This is a genomic window from Mycobacterium sp. GA-1285, assembly GCF_001499905.1.
In the GTDB taxonomy this organism is placed as follows: domain Bacteria; phylum Actinomycetota; class Actinomycetes; order Mycobacteriales; family Mycobacteriaceae; genus Mycobacterium.
Genome location: NZ_LQIS01000012.1, coordinates 281,986 through 305,473, shown reverse-complemented (window position 1 = coordinate 305,473; position 23,488 = coordinate 281,986). Strand labels below are relative to the sequence as shown.

At 65.5% G+C, this 23,488-nt stretch carries 11 protein-coding genes; 8 read left to right on the top strand and 3 right to left on the bottom strand.

Annotated features, from left to right (window positions below; genetic code table 11):
• Positions 1 to 1,578 (top strand): thioester reductase domain-containing protein (locus tag AU193_RS10205; protein ID WP_156425163.1); only part of this gene is annotated, 1,578 nt, incomplete at its 5' end.
• Between the two features lie 99 nt (positions 1,579 to 1,677).
• On the opposite strand, the gene pks2 is transcribed toward AU193_RS10205, so the two are convergent.
• A complete protein-coding gene (gene pks2, locus AU193_RS10200) occupies positions 1,678 to 7,974 on the bottom strand; it encodes a type I polyketide synthase (RefSeq protein WP_253867724.1) in 6,297 nt (2,098 codons plus the stop codon).
• A 520-nt stretch (positions 7,975 to 8,494) separates the two neighbouring features.
• On the opposite strand from pks2, the gene htpG reads away from it, so the two are divergent.
• The 7 genes from htpG (at position 8,495) to AU193_RS10165 (ending at position 20,835) form a co-directional block, all read left to right on the top strand.
• On the top strand, positions 8,495 to 10,432 hold the full coding sequence (htpG, locus tag AU193_RS10195; RefSeq protein ID WP_064422219.1) for a molecular chaperone HtpG: 1,938 nt from the start codon (positions 8,495 to 8,497) through the stop codon (positions 10,430 to 10,432).
• A gap of 239 nt (positions 10,433 to 10,671) precedes the next feature.
• On the top strand, positions 10,672 to 12,411 hold the full coding sequence (locus AU193_RS10190; protein WP_064422218.1) for an AMP-binding protein: 1,740 nt from the start codon (positions 10,672 to 10,674) through the stop codon (positions 12,409 to 12,411).
• 29 nt (positions 12,412 to 12,440) lie between these two features.
• On the top strand, positions 12,441 to 13,307 hold the full coding sequence (locus AU193_RS10185; protein ID WP_064422217.1) for a cyclopropane-fatty-acyl-phospholipid synthase family protein: 867 nt from the start codon (positions 12,441 to 12,443) through the stop codon (positions 13,305 to 13,307).
• A 5-nt stretch (positions 13,308 to 13,312) separates the two neighbouring features.
• On the top strand, positions 13,313 to 15,046 hold the full coding sequence (locus tag AU193_RS10180; protein ID WP_064422216.1) for an AMP-binding protein: 1,734 nt from the start codon (positions 13,313 to 13,315) through the stop codon (positions 15,044 to 15,046).
• 70 nt (positions 15,047 to 15,116) lie between these two features.
• Positions 15,117 to 16,997 (top strand): ABC transporter ATP-binding protein, encoded by a 1,881-nt coding sequence (locus AU193_RS10175; RefSeq protein ID WP_064422215.1) that lies wholly within the window; start codon positions 15,117 to 15,119, stop codon positions 16,995 to 16,997.
• 113 nt (positions 16,998 to 17,110) lie between these two features.
• The gene (locus AU193_RS10170; RefSeq protein WP_064422214.1) at positions 17,111 to 19,015 is read left to right on the top strand and encodes an ABC transporter ATP-binding protein; all 1,905 of its coding nucleotides are present in this window, start codon (positions 17,111 to 17,113) and stop codon (positions 19,013 to 19,015) included.
• A complete protein-coding gene (locus AU193_RS10165) occupies positions 19,012 to 20,835 on the top strand; it encodes an ABC transporter ATP-binding protein (RefSeq protein ID WP_064422213.1) in 1,824 nt (607 codons plus the stop codon). Before AU193_RS10170 ends, AU193_RS10165 begins: the two co-directional genes overlap by 4 nt.
• Positions 20,836 to 20,945: 110 nt before the next feature.
• Here AU193_RS10165 and AU193_RS10160 read toward each other — a convergent pair whose 3' ends face one another.
• Positions 20,946 to 22,325 carry an NAD(P)-binding protein gene (locus AU193_RS10160; protein WP_064422212.1) on the bottom strand — a complete coding sequence of 460 codons (1,380 nt, stop codon included), beginning with the start codon at positions 22,323 to 22,325 and terminating at the stop codon, positions 20,946 to 20,948.
• On the bottom strand, positions 22,326 to 23,429 hold the full coding sequence (locus AU193_RS10155; protein ID WP_064422211.1) for an epoxide hydrolase family protein: 1,104 nt from the start codon (positions 23,427 to 23,429) through the stop codon (positions 22,326 to 22,328).
• Between the last annotated feature and the right edge of the window lie 59 nt (positions 23,430 to 23,488).

Here is a 23,488-nt window from a genome sequence, read left to right as displayed (position 1 = left end):
CTGGCCGCCGTGTACGCCCAAGTACTGGGTGTCGAGCGCGTCGGCATCGACGACTCATTCTTCGAACTCGGCGGGGATTCGCTGTCGGCGATGCGTGTCATCACCAGAGTCAACGCGGAACTCGGCGTCCAACTCTCTGCGCGCGTGTTGTTCGATGCGCCGTCGGTCAGAGGTTTGGGTGAGCGGTTGGATCGGCATGCCGCCACGGAGGAAGCCGAACGCAGGACCGGCGTGGGAAGGCCCACATTCGCACGCGTACACGGTCTGGATGCCGTGGAGGTGCACGCACACGACCTGAAACTCGACAGGTTCCTCGACCCCGCGCTTCTGGCCGCCGCGCCGATGCTGCCTGGCCCAACCGGCGACGTGCGGACTGTCCTGCTGACCGGAGCGACCGGCTTCCTCGGGCGTTACCTGGCCCTGGAATGGCTGGAACGGATGACGGCGGTCGGCGGCACGCTGATCTGCCTGGTACGCGGTGCATCCGACGAAGCCGCCCGGCGCCGTCTCGAGGAGACCTTCGACAGCGGCGACCCAGAGCTGTTGCGGCATTTCCAGGAGATGGCCACCGATCACCTGGAGGTGCTCGCCGGCGACAAGGCCGAAGCCAATCTCGGCCTCGATGAAGGAACATGGCAGCGGCTGGCCGACACCGTCGACCTGATCGTCGACCCGGCAGCGCTCGTCAACGGCGTACTCAGCTACAGCGACTTGTTCGGACCCAATGTCGTCGGCACCGCCGAACTCATCCGCATCGCGATCACCAGCAAGCTGAAGCCATACACCTACATATCGACGTCCGACGTCGGCCATCAAGTGGAGCCGTCGGAATTCACCGAGGACGCCGACATCCGAGTCGTCAGCCCCACCCGCAAACTCGACGGCACCTACGGCAACGGTTACAGCAACTCCAAATGGGCGGGTGAGGTGCTGCTACGCGAGGCGCACGATCTGTGCGGCCTGCCGGTCGCTGTATTCCGTTCCGGCAGAGTCATGGTCGACGCCGACCACGTAGGCCAGATCAACGTGCCAGACCTGTTCACCCGGATGGTACTGAGCGTCGTCGCCACCGGTCTGGCTCCCGCGTCGGTGTACAAGCTCGACGCGCACGGGAACCGGCAACGAGCCCACTACGACGGCCTCCCGGTGGGATTCCTGGCCGAAGCGATCGCAACATTGGGTGCCCAGGAAGTCGACGGCTTCCAGACCTACCATGCGATGAACCCGCATGACGACGGGATCGGACTCGACCAGTACGTCGACTGGCTGATCGAGGCCGGATACCCGATTCAGCGCATCGATGACTTCGGCGAATGGCTGGAGCGCTTCGAGGCCGCCCTGCGTGCCCTGCCGGAGAAGCAGCGGCAACACTCCGTGCTCGACGTCTTGATGCTCGCATTGCAGGGTACCGAGGATCCGGAGCCCTACGATCCGGTCCGCGGGGCCACCGCGCCGGCCGACCGGTTCCGTGCCGCGGTTCAGAAAGCAAAGATCGGGCCCGCCAACGACATCCCACACGTTTCGGCGCCGATCATCGTCAAGTACGTCACCGATCTGCAGCGACTCGGACTGCTCTGAGCACCGCTGAGTTTCCTTGCACCGTCGGCCGTTCCGTGGGTGACGACACCTTCGTGGGCCGAACCGGCCGCTTCCTTCGGTACCTCCCGAGCGAGCCGGCTAGGCCGACACTTCGACGTCAGCCGTTTCTGCCGGCACCAGCTTTTCGAAGAGCATCGCCGCCAGATCCCGAATGGTCGTCGTCATATTCGTGGAAGTGATGCGTAGCCCGGTTTCCGTCTCGATCCGCGTGCGCAGCTCGAGGGCACCCAGCGAATCCATGCCGTACTCGGCGAGTGGACGGTCCGGATCCACGTTGCGACGAAGGATCAGGCTGACCTGGTCCGAGATCAGGCGTCGCAGCAGGGCGGGCCACTCTTCGGTGGGCTGCTCCTCGAGTTCGGCCCGGAACTTGCTTGACCCTGCCGAGCCCTGTCCAGTGCTGCGGAAAGCCTCGGCGAACGGGCTGTGCTGCGCGAAGGCAGCCAGCCACGGGGTCCCCATGATCGGCGCGTAGCCGGTGTAGGCGCGGTTGTGGCGCAGCAGCGTCTCGAACGCATACGCGCCCTCGTCCGGCGCGATGGCAACACCTGCACCCTCCGCCAGAGCGGTACCGGCGCCGATCTGGCCCCATGCGCCCCATGCGATCGCAGTCGCGGGAAGACCCTTGGCCTGCCGCCACTGGGTGAAGCCATCGAGCCAGCTGTTCGCCGCCGCGTAGGCGCCCTGCCCGGGCGATCCGACCAGCGCCGCAGCCGAGGAGAACGAGCAGAACCAATCCAACGGCTGGTTGGCGGTGGCAGCGTGCAGATTCCAGGCCCCGTAGACCTTCGGTGCCCAGTCCCGGTCGATCAGATCATCGGTGATGTTGGTCAGTGTGGCGTCCTCGATCACCGCAGCCGCGTGCAGCACGCCGCGTACCGGCAGGCCGGTAGCAGTCGCCGTCGCCACGAGGCGATCAGCGGTCCCGGGTTGGGTGATATCCCCGCACTCCACCACCACGTCGGCACCGATTGCGCGGATGAGCGCGATGGTCTCCAACGTTTTCAGGTCGGGTTCTGAGCGGGATGTCAACACGATCCGCCCGCAGCCTCCCGAGGCCATCTTCTCGGCGAGGAACAAGCCGAGACCACCGAGGCCGCCCGTGACGATGTAGGAGCCGTCCTCACGGAACACCTGCACCTGCTCCGGCGGTAAGACCACGTTGCTGCTGCCCGCGCGCGGGATGTCCAGGACCAGCTTCCCGGTGTGCTGAGCGGCGCTCATCACTCGGATGGCGGTCGCAGCGTCGGCGAGGGGGTAGTGCGTGCTCTCCGGGATCGGCAACTCCCCGTCCGCCGTGAGTTTGTACACCGTTGCCAGCAGGTTCCGCAGCCGGTCCGGATGGCTGAACGACAGCAGTGCAAGATCGAGGGCATAGAAGGTGAGATTGCGCCGGAACGGGAACAACCCCAGCTTCGTGTCGCCGTAGATATCGCGCTTGCCGATCTCGACGAACCGCCCGCCGAATGCGAGCAGTTCGAAGCTCGCGCGCTGGGCGGCGCCGATAACCGAGTTGAGCACAATATCGACGCCGTACCCCTCGGTGTCGTCGCGAATCTGGTCGGCGAACTCGACGCTGCGCGAGTCGTAGACGTGCTCGATGCCCATGTCGCGCAGCAGCTGCCGGCGCTGCTCACTGCCGGCCGTCGCAAAGATCTCCGCACCCGCCGCGCGCGCGATCGCAATCGCCGCCTGGCCGACCCCGCCGGTTGCCGAATGAATCAACACCTTGTCACCACTTCGGATGCGGGCCAGGTCGTGAAGCCCGTACCAGGCGGTTGCTGTCGCCGTTGTCACCGCGGCGGCGTCAGCGTCGGCCAGGCCCGCAGGCAGCGTGACGGCGAGATTGGCATCGCAAGTCATGAACGTCGTCCAGCAGCCGTTGGCGGACAGGCCGCCGACGTGGTCACCGACCTTGTGCTCGGTGACACCGGGGCCCACCGCGGTCACCACGCCTGCGAAATCAGTACCCGGTTCCGGTAGCCGCCCCTCGAAGGAGGGGTAACGCCCGAACGCCATCAACACGTCGGCGAAGTTGATACTCGAGGCCGTCACCGCGACCTCGATCTCTCCCGGCCCAGGCGCAACCCGTGGGCAGGCGATGAGCTCCATCGACTCGAGATCGCCAGGCGTCCGGATTTGCAGGCGCATACCGTCGCGCTCATGGTCGACGACGGTCGTCTTGCGATCCTCGGGGCGAAGCGGAGTCGGATACAACCGCGCGACGTACCAACGACCGTTTCGCCAGGCTGTCTCGTCTTCGTCGGACTCGCTGAGCAGTTGCTGTGCCAGCTGTTCTGCTTCGATGCCGGCGTCCACATCGATCTGGGTGGCCCGCAAGTGCGGATGCTCGGTGCCGATCACCCGAACCAGACCACGCAGCCCGGCCAATAACAGATTGGGCCGGTCGCCGGCCTCGACGGTCTGGGCGTTGCGGGTCACGACGTACAGGCGCGGCGGCTCTCCGGCGACGTCCGGCAACTCGCGGGTGATCCGCACGAGATGCTGGACATGATCGCGGCCTGAGCTTGTGACCCGATCCTCGGGCTCGCCGTCACCGGGTCCGGTGGTCAAAACCACCACACCCGTGAGGTTTCCGCCACGCAGATGATCTTTGAGCTGTTCTGCGTTCGAGGCGTGGTCGTCGTCGCTTGGGAGCCAGCACATCGTCGTGCATTGGGCCCCAAAGCTTCTCAGGACATCGGTCAACATGGCGGCCGTGGTGTCGGTGTCGGTGGTGTTGATCAGCAGCCAAGTCCCGGCATCGGCGTACTCCACCTCGGGCAATGCCCGAGGCTGCCACTCGATCGTCAACAGCCGGTCGGCAAAGACGCGACCCTTGTTGTCCTTCTCGGAAGCTCCGGTGCCCAACTGCAGACCCTCTACGGCGAGCATGACTGTGCCGTGTTCATCGAGCACCTCGATGTCAGCTTCCACGCCGGACAGATCGACTTTGGTCACCCGGGTGAGACAGTAATGAGCGTCGCGTGCGGCGGTGTAGGAGCGAAGTCGGCGGATTCCCAACGGAAGTCCGAGCATTCCTTCGCCCAGTGCCTGCACGTCGGGGTGAGCCTCGACGGATTGGAAGCAGGCATCGAGCAGCGCGGGATGCACGCCGTAAGCGCGTTGTTGCGACCGGATCTGCCGCGGCAGAGCGACTTCGGCGAGCAGACTGTCGGTTTCACCCGCGTGGACGAGTCCGAGACCGCTGAACGCCGGGCCGTACTGGACGCCGCGCTGATCCATCCGCGTGCGCACCGCTTCGCCCTCTTCGCTATCGGGATGCGTGGCAAGCAATACAGATGTGTCGTGAGCCGCAGGCTGGTCATCGGATGCGGCGTGTAGGACAGCGCTCGCTTGGCGCGTGTGTTCGCCACCTTGGTTCGTCTCCACAGCGAAGTCGAAGACGCCCGGTGCTGACAAGGATGCCGAAGCGCCGACGGTGGTCTGCTCATCAAGCAGTAGCGCCTGCTCGAAGCGGATATCGCGGACCTCGGATTCATCGCCGAGCACAGCGCGCGCTGCCGCCAGTGCCATCTCGCAATAGGCAGCCCCCGGAAGCACGGCCACGTTGCGGATCTTGTGATCGCCCAACCAGGGCTGGGCGGCGGTGCCGACTTCGCCCTGCCAGACGTGGCGCTCGGGTTCCTCCTGTAAGCGCACGTGCGGACCCAACAGCGGGTGCACCGAGATGGTGCATGAACCGCGTGTGGGCGAGGCGTCGCTGCCGTCGCGGCTCAACCGGTGCTGGCGGTGGGTCCATGTCGGCAAGGGTGCGTCCACCAGCTGCCCATGCGGGTAGGACACCGAGAAGTCGACCGTGGCGCCCGCATTGTGCAAATCGGCCACGAAACCACGCAGCCCGTGCGGCAGTTCCTGCTCGCGGCGCATGCTGGCCAGAGCGGCCAACGGCACGTCGAGGCTGCGGGCGTTCTGCTCGAGCGGATGAGTCAGCAGGGGGTGCGGCGCCAACTCGGCGAAGACGCGGTGGCCGTCCTCCATGGCGGCTTGGACGGCCGCGGCGAACCGCACCGTGCGCCGCAGATTGTTCACCCAGTAGTGGGCATCGCACACCGGCTGTTCGCGCGGGTCGAACAAGCTCGTCGAATAGAACGGGATCTCCGGTGTGCGCGGTGCGAGGTCGCCCAACGCCTTCGACAAGTCGTCGAGGATCGGATCAACCTGAGGAGTGTGCGAGGCGAGATCGATCGCCACCTCGCGGGCCATGATGTCGCGCTGCTCCCACTCGGCTACCAGCTCGCGCACGGTCTGAGGTGCCCCGCCGATCACCGTGGACTCGGGCGAGGCGACAACCGCGATCACGACGTCGTCGACGCCTCGTGCCATCAGTTCGGAGAGCACCTGTTGGGCCGGCAACACCACTGACCCCATCGCTCCGGCGCCCGCGATGCGAGCCATCAGCTGCGATCGGCGGCAGATGACGCGGACCCCGTCGTCGAGCGACAGCGCCCCGGCGACCACCGCTGCTGCCGTCTCCCCCAGAGAGTGCCCGATCACCGCGCTCGGGCGCACTCCGTAGGAGTTCATCGTGGCCGCAAATGCCACCTGCATGGCGAAGAGCGTGGGCTGTACTCGATCGACGCCGGTGACGACGTCGGGCGCCGTCATCGCCTCGGTCACGGAGAACCCGGACTCCTGGGCGATCAGCGGCTCGACATCGGCGATGGTGGCGGCGAACACCGGCTCACTGCTCAGCAGGTTTGCACCCATTCCCGCCCACTGTGATCCGTGCCCGGAGAACACCCACACCGGACCCCGGTCGTCGCGACCGGATGCGGCCTGATACGGGGTGTCGCCATCCGCGACCGCCCGCAGAGCGGCAACGAGCTCTGACCGAGTGCTCGCGATGACGCATGTGCGCACCGGGCGGTGCGCACGCCGACGGGCCAAGGTGTAGCCCAGATCCGACAACGCCACCTGGTCGTGCGTCTCCACCCAGTCGGCCAGCCGCGCGGCGGTTCGTCGCAGTTCCTCCGTTGAGGTGGATGACAGCGGGAACACCAGCGGACTCACCGTGGTCGCACCGGAGCTCCCGTTGCGATGTCCATTCGTCGCGACGGTGCTCGGGGCCTCTTCGACGATGGCGTGAGCGTTGGTTCCGGAGAACCCGTACGCCGATACCGCGGCCCGCCGGGGCGCCTGGCCGTTGGTGGGCCAAGTCGTATTCTCCTGGGGGACAAAGAGATTGGTCCGGACGCTGGTGAGGTCGTCTGGAAGCCGGTTGAAATTCACATTCTGCGGAACGACACCATGCTGGACGGACAGGACCGCTTTCACCAGTCCCAACGTCCCCGAGGCCGACTGGGTATGCCCGAAATTCGTCTTCGACGCCGCGAGCGCGCACGGCCCCTCGACGCCGTAAACCTCCGCCAGACTGCCGAATTCGACGGGATCACCGGTAGGGGTGCCGGTGCCGTGTGCCTCCACCATGCCGACGGTGTTCGGGTCCACGCCTGCGGCAGCCAACGCATCGCGATAAGCCGCAGCCTGCATCGGTTGCGACGGCGTCGTGATGTTCACCGTTCGGCCGTCGTTGTTCAGGGCCGTGCCGCGTACGACAGCCAGGATCCGGTCACCATCACGCATCGCGTCGGGCAACCTCTTGAGCAGCACCATGACGGCGCCTTCCCCGACCGCGAACCCGTCGGCGGCAACATCGAATGCATGGCAGTGTCCGGTCGGCGACAGCATGCCGCCCGCCGATCCGGCGGACGATTTCCGCGGATCCAGCGTCAGCGTGACTCCCCCGGCGAGCGCGACGTCGCATTCCCCGTCGTGCAGACTGCGACATGCCATGTGCACCGTGACGAGCCCGGACGAGCACGCGGTGTCCACCGTGATCGCTGGGCCGTGCAGGTCCATCGCGTATGCGATTCGCCCGGACGCCATGCTGTAGTTGTTGCCAAGGAACCCGTAGGGCCCCTCCAAGGCCTGCGCGTCGGCAGCGACCAAGATGTAGTCGTCATGGGTCAATCCCACATAGACGCCGGTCCGGGAGCCCGCCAACTGTGTCGGGCTGAGGCCGGCGTGCTCGACCGCCTCCCATGAGGTTTCCAGCAACAGACGATGCTGCGGGTCGATCGCAGTGGCCTCACGCTCGTTGATGCCGAAGAACTCGGAATCGAAACCGCCGAAGTCGTCGACAAACGCGCCCCACTTCGACACCGATCGACCCGGCACACCCGGCTCGGGGTCGTAGTACTCGTCGGCATCCCAGCGGTCGGGGGGGATCTCGGTGATCAGGTCATCTCCCCGCAGCAACGCCTCCCACAGCTGCTCGGGAGACTCGATGCCCCCGGGAAGCCGGCACGCCATTCCGATGACGGCGATCGGAGTAACCGGTGTCGTGCGCATCGTGGACGTAGTCGAGCCTGACTGCGGGTCCGACTGTGGATCATCCACAGACTTGAAAGACGTCATTTCCCCTCCGCGTAGCAATGGTTGCTGTGGCCCTGGCCGCTGAATGGTTTGCCGCCGCGCACTCGTGCGCTCAGCAGTACGCCGACGGCGGCGCCTGCGCGTGCATCCTCGATGGCGTTGATTTGCCTCGCCAGGTGGTCACAAACGTTAACGCTAGGGTCAGAGAGGGGGTGTTGTCTCGGATTCCGGCCAATCCATCCTGGAACCACGCTGGTGACGGCTATCACAAACGAAAGTTGTCCTTCCTTGCTCGTCTCCACGGCGTGTCGACGCCGGCTGACCGCTCGGCGAAGCTAGAATGCCTTACTCGCCGGCCGCGGAATGGATGATCATTCGTTTGCCGGATGCGCTGGCTACCGGTCCGGGGTGCACCGGCAGAGACGTTCATGGGGCCGAGGGCTCAATCGTTATCATCTGCCCGTATCGCAACGGTCTGTCTGTCGAACGGAGGCACATGACTGCACACGCCGAAGAGCTGGAGTTCCAAGCGGAAGCTCGCCAGCTGCTCGACCTGTTGATCCACTCGGTGTACTCCAACAAGGACTCCTTTTTGAGGGAGTTGATCTCGAACGCGTCCGACGCGCTGGACAAACTGCGGCTGGAGGCACTTCGTAACAAGGACCTCGACGTGGACACCTCCGATCTGCACATCGAGATCGAGGTCGACAAGGAATCCCGCACCCTGACCGTTAGCGACAACGGCATCGGGATGACCCATGATGAGGTCGTCGATCTGATCGGCACGCTGGCCAAGTCCGGTACCGGCCAATTGCGCCAGCAGTTGCGTGAAGCCAAGAACGCCGCCGCCTCCGAGGAACTGATCGGTCAATTCGGTATCGGCTTCTACTCGACATTCATGGTGGCCGACAAGGTTGAGCTGCTGACCCGCAGGGCCGGCGAGAGCCAGGCCACCCGGTGGGTGTCGAGCGGAGAGGCCACCTACACCATCGAATCCGTCGACGTGTCCGATGGAGGAACCCCGCAGGGTACGTCGGTCACGCTGCATCTCAAGCCCGAGGATGCCGAGGACCAGCTGCACGACTACACCGCCGAGTGGAAGATCCGGGAGCTGGTCAAGAAGTACTCCGACTTCATCGCGTGGCCCATTCGGATGCAGGTCGAACGGCGGACCCCACCGTCCGAGGAGGGCGGCGAGGAGACCGTCACCATCGAGACCCAAACCCTCAACTCGATGAAGGCGCTGTGGGCCAAGTCCAAGGACGAGGTCTCCGAGGATGAGTACAAGGAGTTCTACAAGCACATCGCGCACGCCTGGGACGACCCGCTCGAAGTGATCGCGATGAAGGCCGAAGGCACATTCGAGTACCAGGCACTGCTGTTCATCCCGTCCCACGCCCCGTACGACCTGTTCACGCGCGACGCGAAGGTCGGGATACAGCTGTACGTCAAACGCGTCTTCATCATGGACGACTGTGACGAGCTCATGCCCAGGTATCTGCGCTTCGTCAAGGGAGTCGTCGATGCACAGGACATGTCGCTCAACGTTTCTCGCGAGATCCTGCAGCAGGACCGACAGGTCACCGCGATCCGCCGTCGGTTGACCAAGAAGGTTCTCTCGACGATTCAGGATCTGCGCTCCGAGCGCCCGGATGACTACCGCACCTTCTGGACGCAGTTCGGATCGGCTTTGAAGGAGGGATTGACCTCCGACTTCGATAACCGAGACACACTCTTGCGGATTTCGTCGTTCGCCTCGACGCACAGCGAGGAGGAGCCCACCACCCTGGCCGAGTACATCGAGCGCATGAAGGACGGGCAGGAACAGATTTTCTACGCCACCGGCCAGTCACGCGAGCAACTGATGAAGTCGCCCCACCTGGAGGCGTTCCGCGCCAAGGGCTACGAGGTGCTGCTCCTCACCGACCCGGTCGACGAGATATGGGTCGGCTCGGTGCCCGAGTTCGAGGGAAAACCGCTGCAATCGGTGGCCAGAGGCGAGGTGGACCTCGAATCGGAGGAGGAGAAAAGCGAGGCGGAGCGCGAGGAACGCGAGAAGGAGTTCGCCGAACTGCTCGCGTGGCTCAAAGAGACTCTGGCCGACCATGTCGCAGAAGTGCGGTTGTCCAAGCGCCTTACGGAGTCGCCCGCCTGCCTGATAACGCCCACCTTCGGCATCACACCGGCATTGGCGCGCATGTACCGGGCGTCCGGGCAGGCGGTTCCCGTCACCAAACGAATCCTCGAACTCAACCCACGACATCCGCTCGTCACCGGACTGCAACAGGCACACCAGAATCGCGCCGATGAGTCCTCGCTGGCTGAAACCGCCGAATTGCTCTACGGCACAGCCATACTCGCTGAAGGCGACATACCCGAGGATCCGGCGAAGTTCGCAGCGCTGCTCGCGAAGCGGCTGACTCCGACCGTGTGAAACCGTCGTTGCGGCACACCGCCGCGGGGGCGTGTCCGCAGAGGGGACTTGGGGTAGCGCGCCGCACCTTTGGCAAACGCGATCAAGGTCAGCTCCAGATGCGGACGAGTGTCGTGCGGGTCAAGAACGGCAGGTCGCTGCGGTCGCCGCAGCCCTGCTAGTGAAGGCGATCGGTCCGTCGGCTACCAAACTTTCTGCTTTCGGCTTGGCAGGAGGGCGGCGAAGGTAACCTTTTGCGAGTGACCGGACCCTCCCTCCTGACTGTGCTGCGTGAGCGCGCCAGTCTGCAGCCCAACGACCGGGCAATCACCTTCGTCGACTACGAGCGGGACTGGGACGGCGCTGCCGAGACATTGACGTGGTCCCAGCTGTACCGGCGCACGCTGAACGTCGCACGAGAGCTCGAACATCACGGATCCGTCGGTGACCGCACAGTGATCTTGGCGCCTCAGGGGCTCGATTACATCGTCGCGTTTCTAGGCGCAATGCAGGCCGACCGGATCGCCATTCCGCTTGCAGTGCCGCTGGGTGGTGTCAGCGACGAACGCGTGACGTCGGTGCTGCAGAACGCGGCGCCGTCCGTCCTTGTCACCACGTCCGCTGTGTCAGGGGTCGTGGCCGATCACGCTGGCACGGGCGTCGACGGGCCTGCTCCCTCCATTGTCGAGATCGACTCGCTCGACCTGGACGTCGCGCCTGGGTCCGGAGCCGGACGCGAGGGACACCAGAGTACGGCCTATCTGCAGTACACCTCGGGGTCGACCCGTACGCCGGCCGGGGTCATGATGTCGCACCGCAACATCCTGGCCAACTTCGAACAGGCGACGTCCGACTACTTCCTGGAACACGGCAAGGTTCCCCCGCCGAACACAACTGTCGTGTCGTGGTTGCCGTTCTATCACGACATGGGTTTGTACCTGGGAATCTGCGCGCCGATTCTGCTGGGCCTTCCGGCGGTCTTGACGAGCCCGGTGGCTTTCCTCCAGCGTCCGGCTCGGTGGATGCAGCTGCTGGCGAGCCACAGTCAGTCATACACCGCGGCACCGAATTTCGCGTTCGAGCTGGCATCGGGGAGGACATCGGACGACGACATGGCCGGGCTCGACCTCTCCGACGTACTCACCATCTGCACCGGCAGCGAGCGAGTCAACCCGGCGACACTGCGACGCTTCGCTCAGCGATTCGCGCCGTTCCATCTGCGGGAGGAGGCGTTACGACCGTCGTACGGGCTCGCCGAAGCGACGGTGTATGTGGCGACTCGCGTAGGCGCCGAACCGCCGGCCGTGGTGCGATTCGACTCCGAGAAGCTCACGGTCGGCAAGGCCGAGCGTAGCGAAAGCGCCAACAGCACACCGCTTGTCAGCTATGGGGCGCCGCGATCGCCGATGATCCGCATCGTCGATTCCGAGACGAGGATCGAGTGTCCGGCGGGCACGGTCGGGGAGATCTGGGTACACGGCGACAACGTCGCGATGGGCTACTGGGGTAAGCCCGAGGAGACAGAGGCGACCTTCCAGGCAAGGATCGTCGATCCCTCGGCCGGCACACCGGAGGGTCCTTGGCTGCGGACCGGGGACTCGGGTTTCCTGTTGGAGGGCGAGTTGTTCGTGATCGGCCGCATCAAGGATCTGCTGATCGTGTACGGACGTAACCACTCACCCGACGACATCGAGGCGACGGTCCAGGAGATCACACGCAGCCGGTGCGCGGCGATCGCGGTTCCGGATCGGCAGACCGAAAAGCTCGTCGTCATCATCGAGGCCAAGAAGCGCGGCGAAACCGACGCCGAGGTCGCGGAGAAGCTTGCCGCGGTCAAACGGGAAGTCGCTTCGGCCATCTCCAACTCACACGGTCTGAGTGTGGGCGATCTCGTTCTGGTGGCACCCGGTTCGATACCGATCACCACCAGCGGCAAGGTGCGGCGGGCGGCCTGTGTCGAGCAGTACCGGCACGGCGAATTCATCCGCATAGACGCATAAACAAGGACCAACCAATCGAAGGGGAGGAAATGTCGGTAACAAGCGAGCGTGGGGCGTCGGCCGAATCCATTCAGCATCACTACGATATAAGCAACAGGTTCTACTCACTCTGGCTCGACGAGTCGATGACCTACTCGTGTGCACTGTGGGATGGGCAAGCCGATGACCTTGCGGCGGCGCAGAAACGAAAGATCGATTACCTGCTTTCCGAAGCCGGCGCGAAAGGAAGCGCGCGTGTGCTCGACATCGGGTGCGGATGGGGCTCGGTCATGCAACGAATGGTTGCCGAGTATGACGTGCAGCATGTCACCGGTCTGACTCTGAGCGAAGCGCAGGCTCACCATGTGGAAGGTTTGGGCGATCCACGTTTGGAAGTGCTCGTCACGGACTGGGCCGATTTTGTGCCCGACGAACGGTATGACGCCGCCATTTCGATTGGTGCCATGGAGCACTTCGTCAAATTCGGCTGGAAACGGTCAGATAGGGTTGCGGCCTATCGACGTTTCTTCGAGAAGTGCTACGAGTGCCTCAATCCGGGATCGGGCCTGGCGTTGCAGACGATCGGCAAGGGTAACGTCGTCATGGACCAAAAGGGTTTGGAGGATTGCCTTTTCATAGCTGAGCACATCTTCCCCGAATCGGATCCCCCGAGGCTCGCGGAGATAGCACATGCTGCGGAGAAGCTCTTCGAGATCAGGTCGGTGCTCAATCATCGGGAACACTACGCACTCACCTGCTCGGCGTGGCTCGAGAGGCTTCGCAGCAACTGGAGCCAAGCGGTCGAGATCGTGGGTCCGGAAAAGGTGTCGATCTACGAGAGGTACCTCGAAGCATCGATCAGGCAGTTCCGCCTCGAACACGCGAATCTGTATCGCATCTCGCTTAGGAGGGTCTGACCGCGGTGAACGAGTCTTCTGCTGCCGCTATCATCCGTGAGCGCGCCGGCTTCCAGCCCGACGACACGGCATTCACCTTCATCGACTACGACCGGGACTGGAACGGGGTCCCCGAGACCCTGACGTGGTCCCAGCTGTACCGGCGGACAACGATCGTCGCCCACACGCTCAGACGTATCGGGTCGCCCGGTGACCGGGCAGTGATATCCGCCCCGCAGGGACTCGACTACATTGTCGCGTTCTACGGCGCACTGCAGGCCGGACTCATTGCGGTTCCGCTTTCGGTCCCGATGGGAGGCGTCACCGATGAGCGCGTTGATTCGGTGCTTCGCGATTCGTCTCCCACCGTCGTCCTCACGACATCGGCGGTGACCGACAGCGTCGCGGAGGCCTTGAAGAGAACCGAATCTGATGCTGAAGTCGTCGCTGTCGATTCGCTTGACCCCGACGCGCCGACGGGCTCCTACACCGGGTGCGAGGACGGGCCGGGTATCGCGTTCCTGCAATACACATCGGGCTCGACGCGCACGCCGGCGGGTGTCATGGTGTCGAACCGGAACCTTCTGGTCAATTACCGGCAGCTGATGGCGGACTTGTTCGCAGACGACGGCAATGTGCCGCCGCCGGACACCACCATCGTGTCGTGGCTGCCGTTCTACCACGACATGGGGTTGATGGTCGGAATATTCGTGCCGGTCCTGGCGGGGCTCCACGCCGTGCTGATGAGTCCGGTGGCATTCCTGCAGCGGCCGGCCCGGTGGATGCAGTTGCTGGCCAGCAACAAGCACGCATTCTCATCCGCGCCGAACTTCGCCTTCGAGATCGCCGCGAAGAAGACCTCCGACGAGGACATGGCCGGACTCGACCTGGGAGGCGTCCGTGGCATCGGCAGCGGCAGCGAGCGGATCAATCCCGCTACCATCAAGCGCTTCACGGAACGGTTCGCCCGTAACGGCCTTCGCGAAGAGGTGTTACGACCCGGATATGGGCTGGCGGAAGCGACGGTGTACGTGGCCACCGGACGGCCGAATCAAAAACCGAAGATCGTCCGGTTCGATTCCGACAAGTTGACCGCCGGTAAGGCGGAGCGGTGCCAGAACGGCGGCGGTACGCCGCTGGTCAGTTACGGTGTGCCGCATTCGCCGACAGTTCGAATCGTCGATCCCGACACGATGACTGAATGTCCGGCTGGGGTCACGGGTGAGATCTGGGTGCACGGCGACAACGTCGCGCTGGGCTACTGGCAGAAGCCAGAGGAGACCGAAGCGACGTTCGGAGGACGGCTCGCAGCTCCGTCGGCGGGTACGCCCGAAGGGCCGTGGCTTCGGACCGGGGATCAGGGGTTCTTCTTCGACGGTGAATTGTTCGTCATCGGCCGCATCAAGGACCTGTTGATCGTCTACGGGCGAAACCATTCGCCCGACGACATCGAGGCGACGATCCAGGAGATCACCCGCGGCCGGTGCGCAGCGATCGCGGTTTCGGATCGTCAGGCCGAAAAGCTCGTGGTCATCGTCGAGGCAAAGAAGCGTGGCGACTCCGAAGAAGAGGCCGCAGACAAGCTGGCTGAGGTCAAGCGGGAAGTCACGTCGGCGATCTCCCACTCGCACGGGCTCAGCGTCGCCGATCTTGTTCTGGTGTCGCCCGGTTCGATACCGATCACCACCAGCGGCAAGGTTCGGCGCGCGGCGTGTGTCGAGCAGTACCGGCACCGTCAGTTCGTCCGCATAGACGCATAGCCGGAACGCGCCGCAGACGCGCGCGGGAAGCCGTTGACCTCATTCATTGTTGAGGTTCTACGGTGAATTCATGAGCATGGAAACGGTCGCACGGCAGACGCTGTATCGGCAGTCGCATGCCCGCGGCGGCGATCTACGGGCGCTGCTGAACGCCGCGTTACTGCGTCGCATCTGGCGCTTCGCCCGTCGTCACCATCCCCGGCTGCGCGGGTTCGTCGCGGTCAGTGTCGTGGGCGCACTCCTGGGCGTCGCAACCCCGGTGCTCGCCGGCAAGGTCGTCGACGCGATAACCGGAGGCTCGGCCCGCACGGTGCTGGTGTTGGCGGTGGTCATCGCGGCGGTGGCGGTCGCCGAAACCGTCACCTCGCTGGTGACGAGGTGGTTGTCGGCGACCATCGGTGAGGGCCTCATCCTCGACCTGCGCACCTCGGTGTTCGACCACGTGCAACGTATGCCGGTCGCCTTCTTCACCCGCACCCGCACCGGTGCTCTGGTGAGTCGCCTCGGCAACGACGTGATGGGCGCCCAGCGGGCATTCTCCGACACCTTGTCCGGGGTCGTGTCGAATCTCGTGACCCTCACGCTGACACTGGTGGTGATGCTGTCGATCTCCTGGCAGATCACTGCGCTCTCACTGGTGCTGGTGCCGCTGTTCATCGTGCCCGCACGCCGGATCGGTCGCACCATGGCGCGGCTGTCCCGCGAGGCCGCCGCCCACAACGCGACGATGAACACGCAGATGACCGAACGGTTCTCGGCACCGGGCGCCACGCTGGTCAAGCTGTTCGGCAATCCGGGAACCGAATCGCGCGAGTTCGCGGTGCGCGCGGGCCGCGTACGCGACATCGGTGTGAGAACCGCGATGCTGCAGGCGGTCTTCATGAACTCCCTGACACTGATGTCGGCGTTGGCGCTGGCCCTGGTCTACGGGCTGGGCGGCATGCTGGCCATCGGCGGCCATCTGCAGGCGGGCGCCATCGTGTCGCTGGCGTTGCTGCTGACCCGGCTCTACGCACCACTGACAGCGCTGGCCAACGCCCACGTCGAGATCGCGTCCGCTCTGGTGTCTTTCGAGCGGGTCTTCGAGGTGCTCGACCTCGAGCCGCTCATCCGGGAGAAGCGTGACGCGGTCACGATTCCCGACGGTCCGGTGGCGGTCGAGTTCGACGACGTCCGATTCTCCTATCCGTCTGCGGACAAGGTGTCGCTGGCCTCGCTCGAGGAGGTTGCCGAGCTGGACATCCGCGGCGGCGAAGAAGTGCTGCACGGCATTTCGTTCACGGCGCAGCCTGGCCGGATGGTGGCGCTGGTGGGCTCGTCGGGGGCCGGCAAGTCGACGATCGCGTCGCTGCTCGCCCGGCTTTACGACGTCGACTCCGGTGCGGTGCGGCTCAACGGTGTGGACGTCCGCGAGGTGTCGTTCAGCTCGCTCAAGGCCACCGTCGGCGTCGTCACCCAGGACGGGCATCTGTTCCACGAGTCGATCCGCGCTAACCTGAAGCTCGCGGCGCCCGACGCGACCGATGACCAACTGTGGCAGGCGCTCGACCGCGCCCGGCTGGTCGACGTGGTCGCCGAGATGCCCGACGGGCTCGACACCGTGGTGGGCGAGCGCGGCTATCGCCTGTCCGGCGGGCAGCGCCAGCGGTTGACGATCGCGCGACTGCTGCTGGGCCGGTCCCGGGTCGTCGTGCTCGACGAGGCCACCGCATCGCTGGACTCGGAGTCGGAGGCGGCAGTCCAGCAGGCGCTCGCCGAGGCGCTCGCCGGCCGGACCTCGATCGTCATCGCCCACCGCCTGTCCACCGTGCGCGCCGCCGACCTCATCCTGGTTGTCGAGGACGGCCGCATCGTCGAGCGGGGCACGCACTTCGAACTGCTCGCCAACCGGGGTCGCTACGCCGAGCTCTACGAGACCCAGTTCGGCACCCAGGAGGCGGCAGCCGCGTGATTCGAACTCTCGCGAAACTGCATTGGCGCAGGCGTCCACTCGACATTTTCCTGCTGGAATGCAGTTTCGGCGCACGAGGTTATCCGGTTGCCCCGCATGGGAAGATGGACTAAGTGGTTCACTCCGGAGTCCCTGCCCTGCGCACCGCGCCGGCCATCGCCCCGCCACCGCAACGCCGACGCGCCAGCTCGGACCTGTGGCGGATGTTGCCGTACCTGATGCCGTACCGGGGGCGCTGGATCGCCATGGTCACCGTCGCGATCGCCAGCCTCGCCGCCACGGTGTCGATTCCGTTGATGACCAAGGCCGTCATCGACGGGCCGGTCCGGCACCAGGACCAACAGGGGCTGTGGCTGCTCGGCGCCGCCGCGATGGGCGTCGGCGTCACCGAGGCGGTGCTGTGGTTCATCCGCCGCTGGCTGGCGGCCCGCGCGACCATGGGTGTGGAGGCCGACATCCGTAAGGACCTCTACGCCCGGCTGCAGGTGTTGCCGATGAGCTTCCACGGCCGCTGGCAGTCCGGTCAGTTGCTGTCGCGAATCATGAACGACCTCAGCACGATTCGCCGCTTCATGTCGTTCGGCTTGCTCTTCCTGTTGCTCAACGGCCTGCAGATCACGATCGTGACCGCGATCCTGCTGGCGATGTACTGGCCGCTCGGCGTGGTGGTGGTCGTGTCGATCGTGCCGATCACACTGACTGTCCTGCACTTTCAGCAGGAGTACACGCGGTTGTCGCGGCTCGCCCAGGATCAGGCGGGCCACGTCGCCACCCACGTCGAGGAGTCCGCACTCGGACTGCGGGTGGTGAAATCCTTCGGACGCGAAGGCTACGTCTACGACCGGTTCGACGAACAGCTCACCAATCTCTATGACACGCAGATCGACCGGGTGTCCGTCTCGGCGAAGTTCTGGACGCTGCTCGAGGTCATCCCGAACCTGACGCTGATCGTGGTGCTCGGTTTCGGCGCCTACGCCGCCGGCGAAGGTCACGTGACGATGGGCACCCTGGTCGCGTTCATCACGATGATGCTGTCGCTGGTCTGGCCGATCGCCTCCCTGGGCTTCCTGTTGTCGATGACGCAGGAGTCGTTCACCGCCGCCAACCGGATCGCCGAGATCTTCGACGCCCCAATCGATATCACCGACGGTCGGGTCGACCAACCGCCGCGGGGCGGGCGCCTGGAACTCGCCGACGTCGGATTCCGGTTTCCGGACTCGGACAATTGGGCCCTGCGCCATGTCACCGTGACCGTCGAGCCAGGCGAGACGCTCGCGCTCGTCGGGTCGACGGGGTCGGGAAAGTCGGTGCTGGCCGCGCTGCTGTCCCGCCTTTACGACGTCACCGAAGGCTCCATTCGGATCGACGGCCGCGATATCCGTGAACTGTCGCTATCCGCCCTGCGCCAGACGGTGGCGACGGCGTTCGAGGACCCGACGCTGTTCTCGATGTCGGTCGCCGAGAATCTCAGGCTCGGCAGGTCGGACGCCTCGGATGACGACCTGTCGCAGGCCATCGACGTCGCGTCGGCGCACTTCGTCTACGACCTGCCGTTCGGCCTCGACACCCGCATCGGCGAACAGGGTATGAGCCTGTCCGGAGGTCAACGGCAGCGGTTGTCGCTGGCGCGTGCGATCCTGGCGGCGCCGAAGATTCTCGTGCTCGACGACACGCTGTCGGCGCTCGACGTGCACACCGAAGCGGTCGTCGAGGAGGCGCTGCGCCGCGTGCTGCACTCCGTCACGGGAATCGTTGTGGCGCACCGCGCCTCGACGGTGCTGCTCGCCGACAAGGTGGCCCTGCTCGAGGATGGCACCATCACCCACGTCGGCACCCACGCCGAACTGCTGGCCCGGGTACCGCAGTACCGCTACCTGCTGGCCGCCGACGACGAACTCGACGACGGCGCCGAACGGGCATGCGTGTGGGAGGACGACGACGAACGCGGCCGTCTCGCCCATCTCGTGGAAGAGCCGCAACCCCGTCGCTATGTCTCTTCGGAGGCCGAGCGCCGATGACGACGACCGAGTGGCGCGGCAAGCTCGACGACAAACGCGACGACGACCTGCCGATCGACGAGAGCATCGATCGGCGGCGGGAGGCCCGTTCGCTGCTCGGTGACCTGCTGCGGCCGTACCGCGTCACCGTTGCGCTGCTCGCGCTCGTCGTGGTGGTGGAAAACGCCGCGCGGCTGTCGGTTCCGATCCTCGTGCAGCGCGGCATCGACCGCGGAATCCCGCCGATCGTCGCCGGCGGATCGGCCCACACGCTGCTGACGATCGTCGGCACCCTTGCTGTCGTCGTAGCGGTGCAGGCCACCAGCAGGATGTTCTTCCTGCGCCGCTCGGGCCGCATCGGGCAGAAGGTGCTTCTGGAGTTGCGCCGCAGGGTGTTTCGGCACTTCCAGCGCCTCGACATCGCGTTCCACGAGCGTTACACCTCCGGCCGGGTGGTGAGCCGGTCCACCAACGACGTCGAGGCCATCCAGGACATGCTGGAGACCGGTTTCGACAGCCTGGTCACCGCGGTGCTCACGCTGTTCGGGACCGCGATCCTGCTCGTCGCGCTCGACTGGCGGCTCGGGTTGATGTGCCTGGGCGCTTTCCCGGTGCTGATCGGACTGGTCTGGTGGTTCCGCAACGAGTCGGCCAGAACGTATCGCCGGGTGCGGGAGAGTGCCGCGCTGGTGATCGTGCAGTTCGTCGAGACGATGACGGGCATCAAGGCCGTGCAGGCCTACCGCCGCGAACCACGCAACCAGCAGATCTTCGAAGACATCGCCGACCGCTACAAGGCCGACAACGAGCGCACCTTCCAACTGCTCGCGATCTTCATGCCGGGTGTCAAGCTCGTTGGCAACCTCACCACCGGCGTGGTGCTGCTGTACGGCGGCTATCGGGTCCTGCACGGACAGATGACCATCGGCACGCTGACGGCCTTCCTGCTCTACCTGCGGATGTTCTTCGAACCGATGCAGGAGATCTCGCAGTTCTTCAACACGTTCCAATCGGCGGCCTCGGCACTCGAGAAACTGGCCGGCGTGCTCGCCGAGCGGCCGGGCATCGAAGACCCGTCGCGCCCCGTCGCGCTGACCGACGTGCGCGGCGAGATCGCCTTCAGAGACGTGAAATTCGAGTACGTGGCGGGTCGGCCGGTGTTACCCGGCCTGACGCTCGAGGTGCCCGCCGGTCAGACCGTCGCGCTGGTTGGCACCACCGGGGCGGGCAAGACCACGATCGCCAAGCTGATCGCACGGTTCTACGATCCGACGTCCGGCTCGGTGACGCTGAATGGCGTTGACCTGCGCGACCTTTCGCAGTCCGAGCTGCGCCGTCACGTCGTGATGGTCACCCAGGAGAACTTCATGTTCGACGGGACCGTCGCCGACAACATCCGGTTCGGCCGGCCCGACGCCACCGACGCCGAGGTCGCCGCTGCGGCCGAAGCCGTCGGCGCCGATCGGTTCATCGCGGCGCTGCCCGACCGATACCACACCGACGTCGCCAAACGCGGCGGCCGGCTCTCGGCCGGGCAGCGGCAACTCGTCGCGTTCGCGCGGGCGTTCCTCGCCGACCCGGCGGTGCTGATCCTCGACGAGGCCACGTCGTCGTTGGACATCCCCAGCGAGCGCATGGTCCAACGCGCACTGGAAACCGTGCTCGCCGACCGCACGGCGTTGGTGATCGCCCACCGGCTGTCGACCGTGCAGATCGCCGACCGGGTGCTGGTCCTCGAGCACGGCCGGATCGTCGAGGACGGCACACCCGCCGACCTCATCGCCCGCGCCGACGGCCACTACGCCGCGCTGCACCGCGCGTGGGTCGACTCGCTGGCCTGACCCGCCTGACGCCTGACCCGCCTGACCTGCCGCCAGACCTGCCCGCCGAAACTGAAGATATGTGCGAGATCGGCGCGGGATTTCAGACAGAAGTTCAGTTTCGTCGCGAATCAGGCCGACGCCAGCAGCGCTTCCAACTTCTCGTTGACCGCCGGAAGCTCCGAGGTGAGCATCGAGATGATCCGGTCGCGTGCCCGCTCGCTGATGTTGGCGGTCACGTGGTGCAACGCGTTGAGCCGCGCCGCGTCGACCCAGGCCATCATGTCCGGGTCGGAGAACCACTGCAGCTGATTCTGGTTAAAAATCAACATCATCCGAAGCCAGTCGATCGGAACGTGCGGGTAGGGAACCGGCTTGCAGAACGTGTTGCGCGTGTCGTCGTCGGGGTACGCCGCCTCGACGTGAGCGATGACGGCCGCACTGAACGCCGGCTGGCAGGTGCGCACGGTCTGCAGCGCGATGTGGTCGCCGTCGAAGATCGTCGTCACCGGCTCTTTACCCAAACCGTCTGCGCTGCAGTCGATGTAGAGCACCGAGCCGTCGACGTCACGGACGCCGTCGTCGAGCATGATCCGCCCGGGCTCGATCGCCTTGACGTGGCCCATCCGCACGACGTCGGTGATGCGGCGCAACTCGGACAGCTCGGCCTGCGACAGGATCGCGCACCGGTACATCGTCGGCTCGACAGACCGGTCGATGCGTTGCAGACAGCCCTTGTCCTCGAGCCGCTCGAACAGGTCGGGGAGCGACTCCGCCTCGCGCACCGCGGCCAACTGATTGGCGAAGTCGCCGATCGTGTGCTTGGCGAACTGGCGCCCCGGCTGGATGGCCGCGCGGTCCAGCACCCACGACTCGCGGGGCTTGATCCACGTCACCCGCTCCGGCGCGACGCCGTGACGCAAGAGCCACAGGCAGGAGTCCATCGCCGTCTTCCCCGCTCCGACAATCACATAGCGGTCCCGCGGATCGGGCAGGCGCGGCAGGCTGTTGGGCGGCACGACATGGACGCCGTCGGCGATGTCGTAGGACGGGCGCCGCATCGACGGCACCACGACCTCGACCCGGGTGGTCACCACCCGCCGTGCCGTCACCTCGATGTCCTCACCGCCGAACGTGCGCACCCGCCCGTCGCCGACATACTCGCTCATCGGCAGGTAGGTCACCCGCCCGGTCGGCAGCAGGTGCTGGGTCATCACCGCGTCGAAATAGGCGCACACCTCGGCACCGCTGGCCAACTCGTAATAGCCTGCGTTGAGCCCGAATTCGTCGACGGTGTCGCTACCCAGCCCGCGCGAGTTCACCCCGTAGTAGGCCGACGGCTGGTGCAGCCGCACGAACGGGTACGCCGTCGTCCAGTGCCCGCCGGGCTGGTCGTTGCGATCGACCATCACGACCGTCGCATCCGACTCGTGGACCAACGTGTCGGTGAACGCGAGCCCCATCGCGCCCGCCCCCACGACCAAGTAATCGGCCTCGAACGTCCTGCCCATCTATCGCACGCTATCGAAGAACTTCGCGACGTCGTCGACGTACAGGTCGGGTTGCTCGAACGCCGCGAAGTGACCACCGCGCGGCATCGTCGTCCAGTGGGTGATGTTGTATCCGTTCTCGCACCAGTCGCGCGGGGCCTGCAAAATCTCTTTGGGGAAGGACGCGACGCCGGTCGGAAGCTCGACGCGGTCGAATCCGCCGAACGCGTTGAAGCTCTCCCAGTACAGGCGGGCCGACGACGCGCCCGATGCGGTGAGCCAGTACAGCATCACGTTGTCGAGGAGCTCGTCTTTGGTCAGCACGTTCTCCGGGTGGCCGTCGCAGTCCATCCACGACCAGAACTTCTCGACGATCCAGGCGAGCTGGCCGACCGGGGAGTCGACGAGCCCGTAGCCGAGGGTCTGCGGCCGGGTGGACTGCTGCTTGGAATAGCCGGAGTCCCACTTCTGGTAGTACGCGCCGCGCTCCAGCGCCCGCTGCTCCTCTTCGGTCGGATTCTCGAGCTTGCCGGGTGGGAAGCCCAGCGGCATGTTCAGGTGGATGGCCTTACAGCGACCCCCGTTGCGGCCAATCTGCGTCGTGACGGCCGCACCCCAGTCGCCACCCTGCGCCCCGAACCGGTCATAGCCCAGCCTGCCCATCAACGTGTCCCACGCCGTCGCGATCTTCTCGATGCCCCACCCCGTACTGGTCGGCTTGCCCGAGAACCCGTAGCCCGGCAGTGATGGGCAGACCACGTCGAAGCCGCGCTCGGTGAGCGGTTCGATCACCTTGTGGAACTCCACGATCGAACCAGGCCAGCCGTGGGTGATCACCAACGGGAAGGCATCGGGCCGCGACGAGCGCTGATGGATGAAGTGGATGTCGAGGCCGTCGATCTCGGTGGTGTAGTGCTCGAACCGGTTCAGCGCCGCCTCGCGGGCGCGCCAGTCGTACTCGTTGAGCCAGTAGTCGGCCAGTTCGCGGGTGTAGGCCAGCGGAATGCCCTGGCTCCAGTCGTCGACGCATTCGGCCTCCGGCCACCGGGTGCGTCGTAACCGGGACCGCAGGTCGTCGAGGTCGGCGTCGGAAAACGCGATGCGGAACGGATTGACTCCAGCCATGCGCTCGATCGTGTCATGGGTGGGGCACGCACGACTCGTGCACACCGTAATAATCGGCG

Coding starts and splice junctions, on each gene's coding strand:
- htpG (WP_064422219.1), top strand. CDS start 8,495: ATGACTGCACACGCCGAAGAGCTGGAGTTCCAAGCGGAAGCTCGCCAG.
- AU193_RS10165 (WP_064422213.1), top strand. CDS start 19,012: ATGACGACGACCGAGTGGCGCGGCAAGCTCGACGACAAACGCGACGAC.
- AU193_RS10175 (WP_064422215.1), top strand. CDS start 15,117: ATGAGCATGGAAACGGTCGCACGGCAGACGCTGTATCGGCAGTCGCAT.
- AU193_RS10155 (WP_064422211.1), bottom strand. CDS start 23,429: ATGGCTGGAGTCAATCCGTTCCGCATCGCGTTTTCCGACGCCGACCTC.
- AU193_RS10185 (WP_064422217.1), top strand. CDS start 12,441: ATGTCGGTAACAAGCGAGCGTGGGGCGTCGGCCGAATCCATTCAGCAT.
- AU193_RS10160 (WP_064422212.1), bottom strand. CDS start 22,325: ATGGGCAGGACGTTCGAGGCCGATTACTTGGTCGTGGGGGCGGGCGCG.
- pks2 (WP_253867724.1), bottom strand. CDS start 7,974: ATGCGCACGACACCGGTTACTCCGATCGCCGTCATCGGAATGGCGTGC.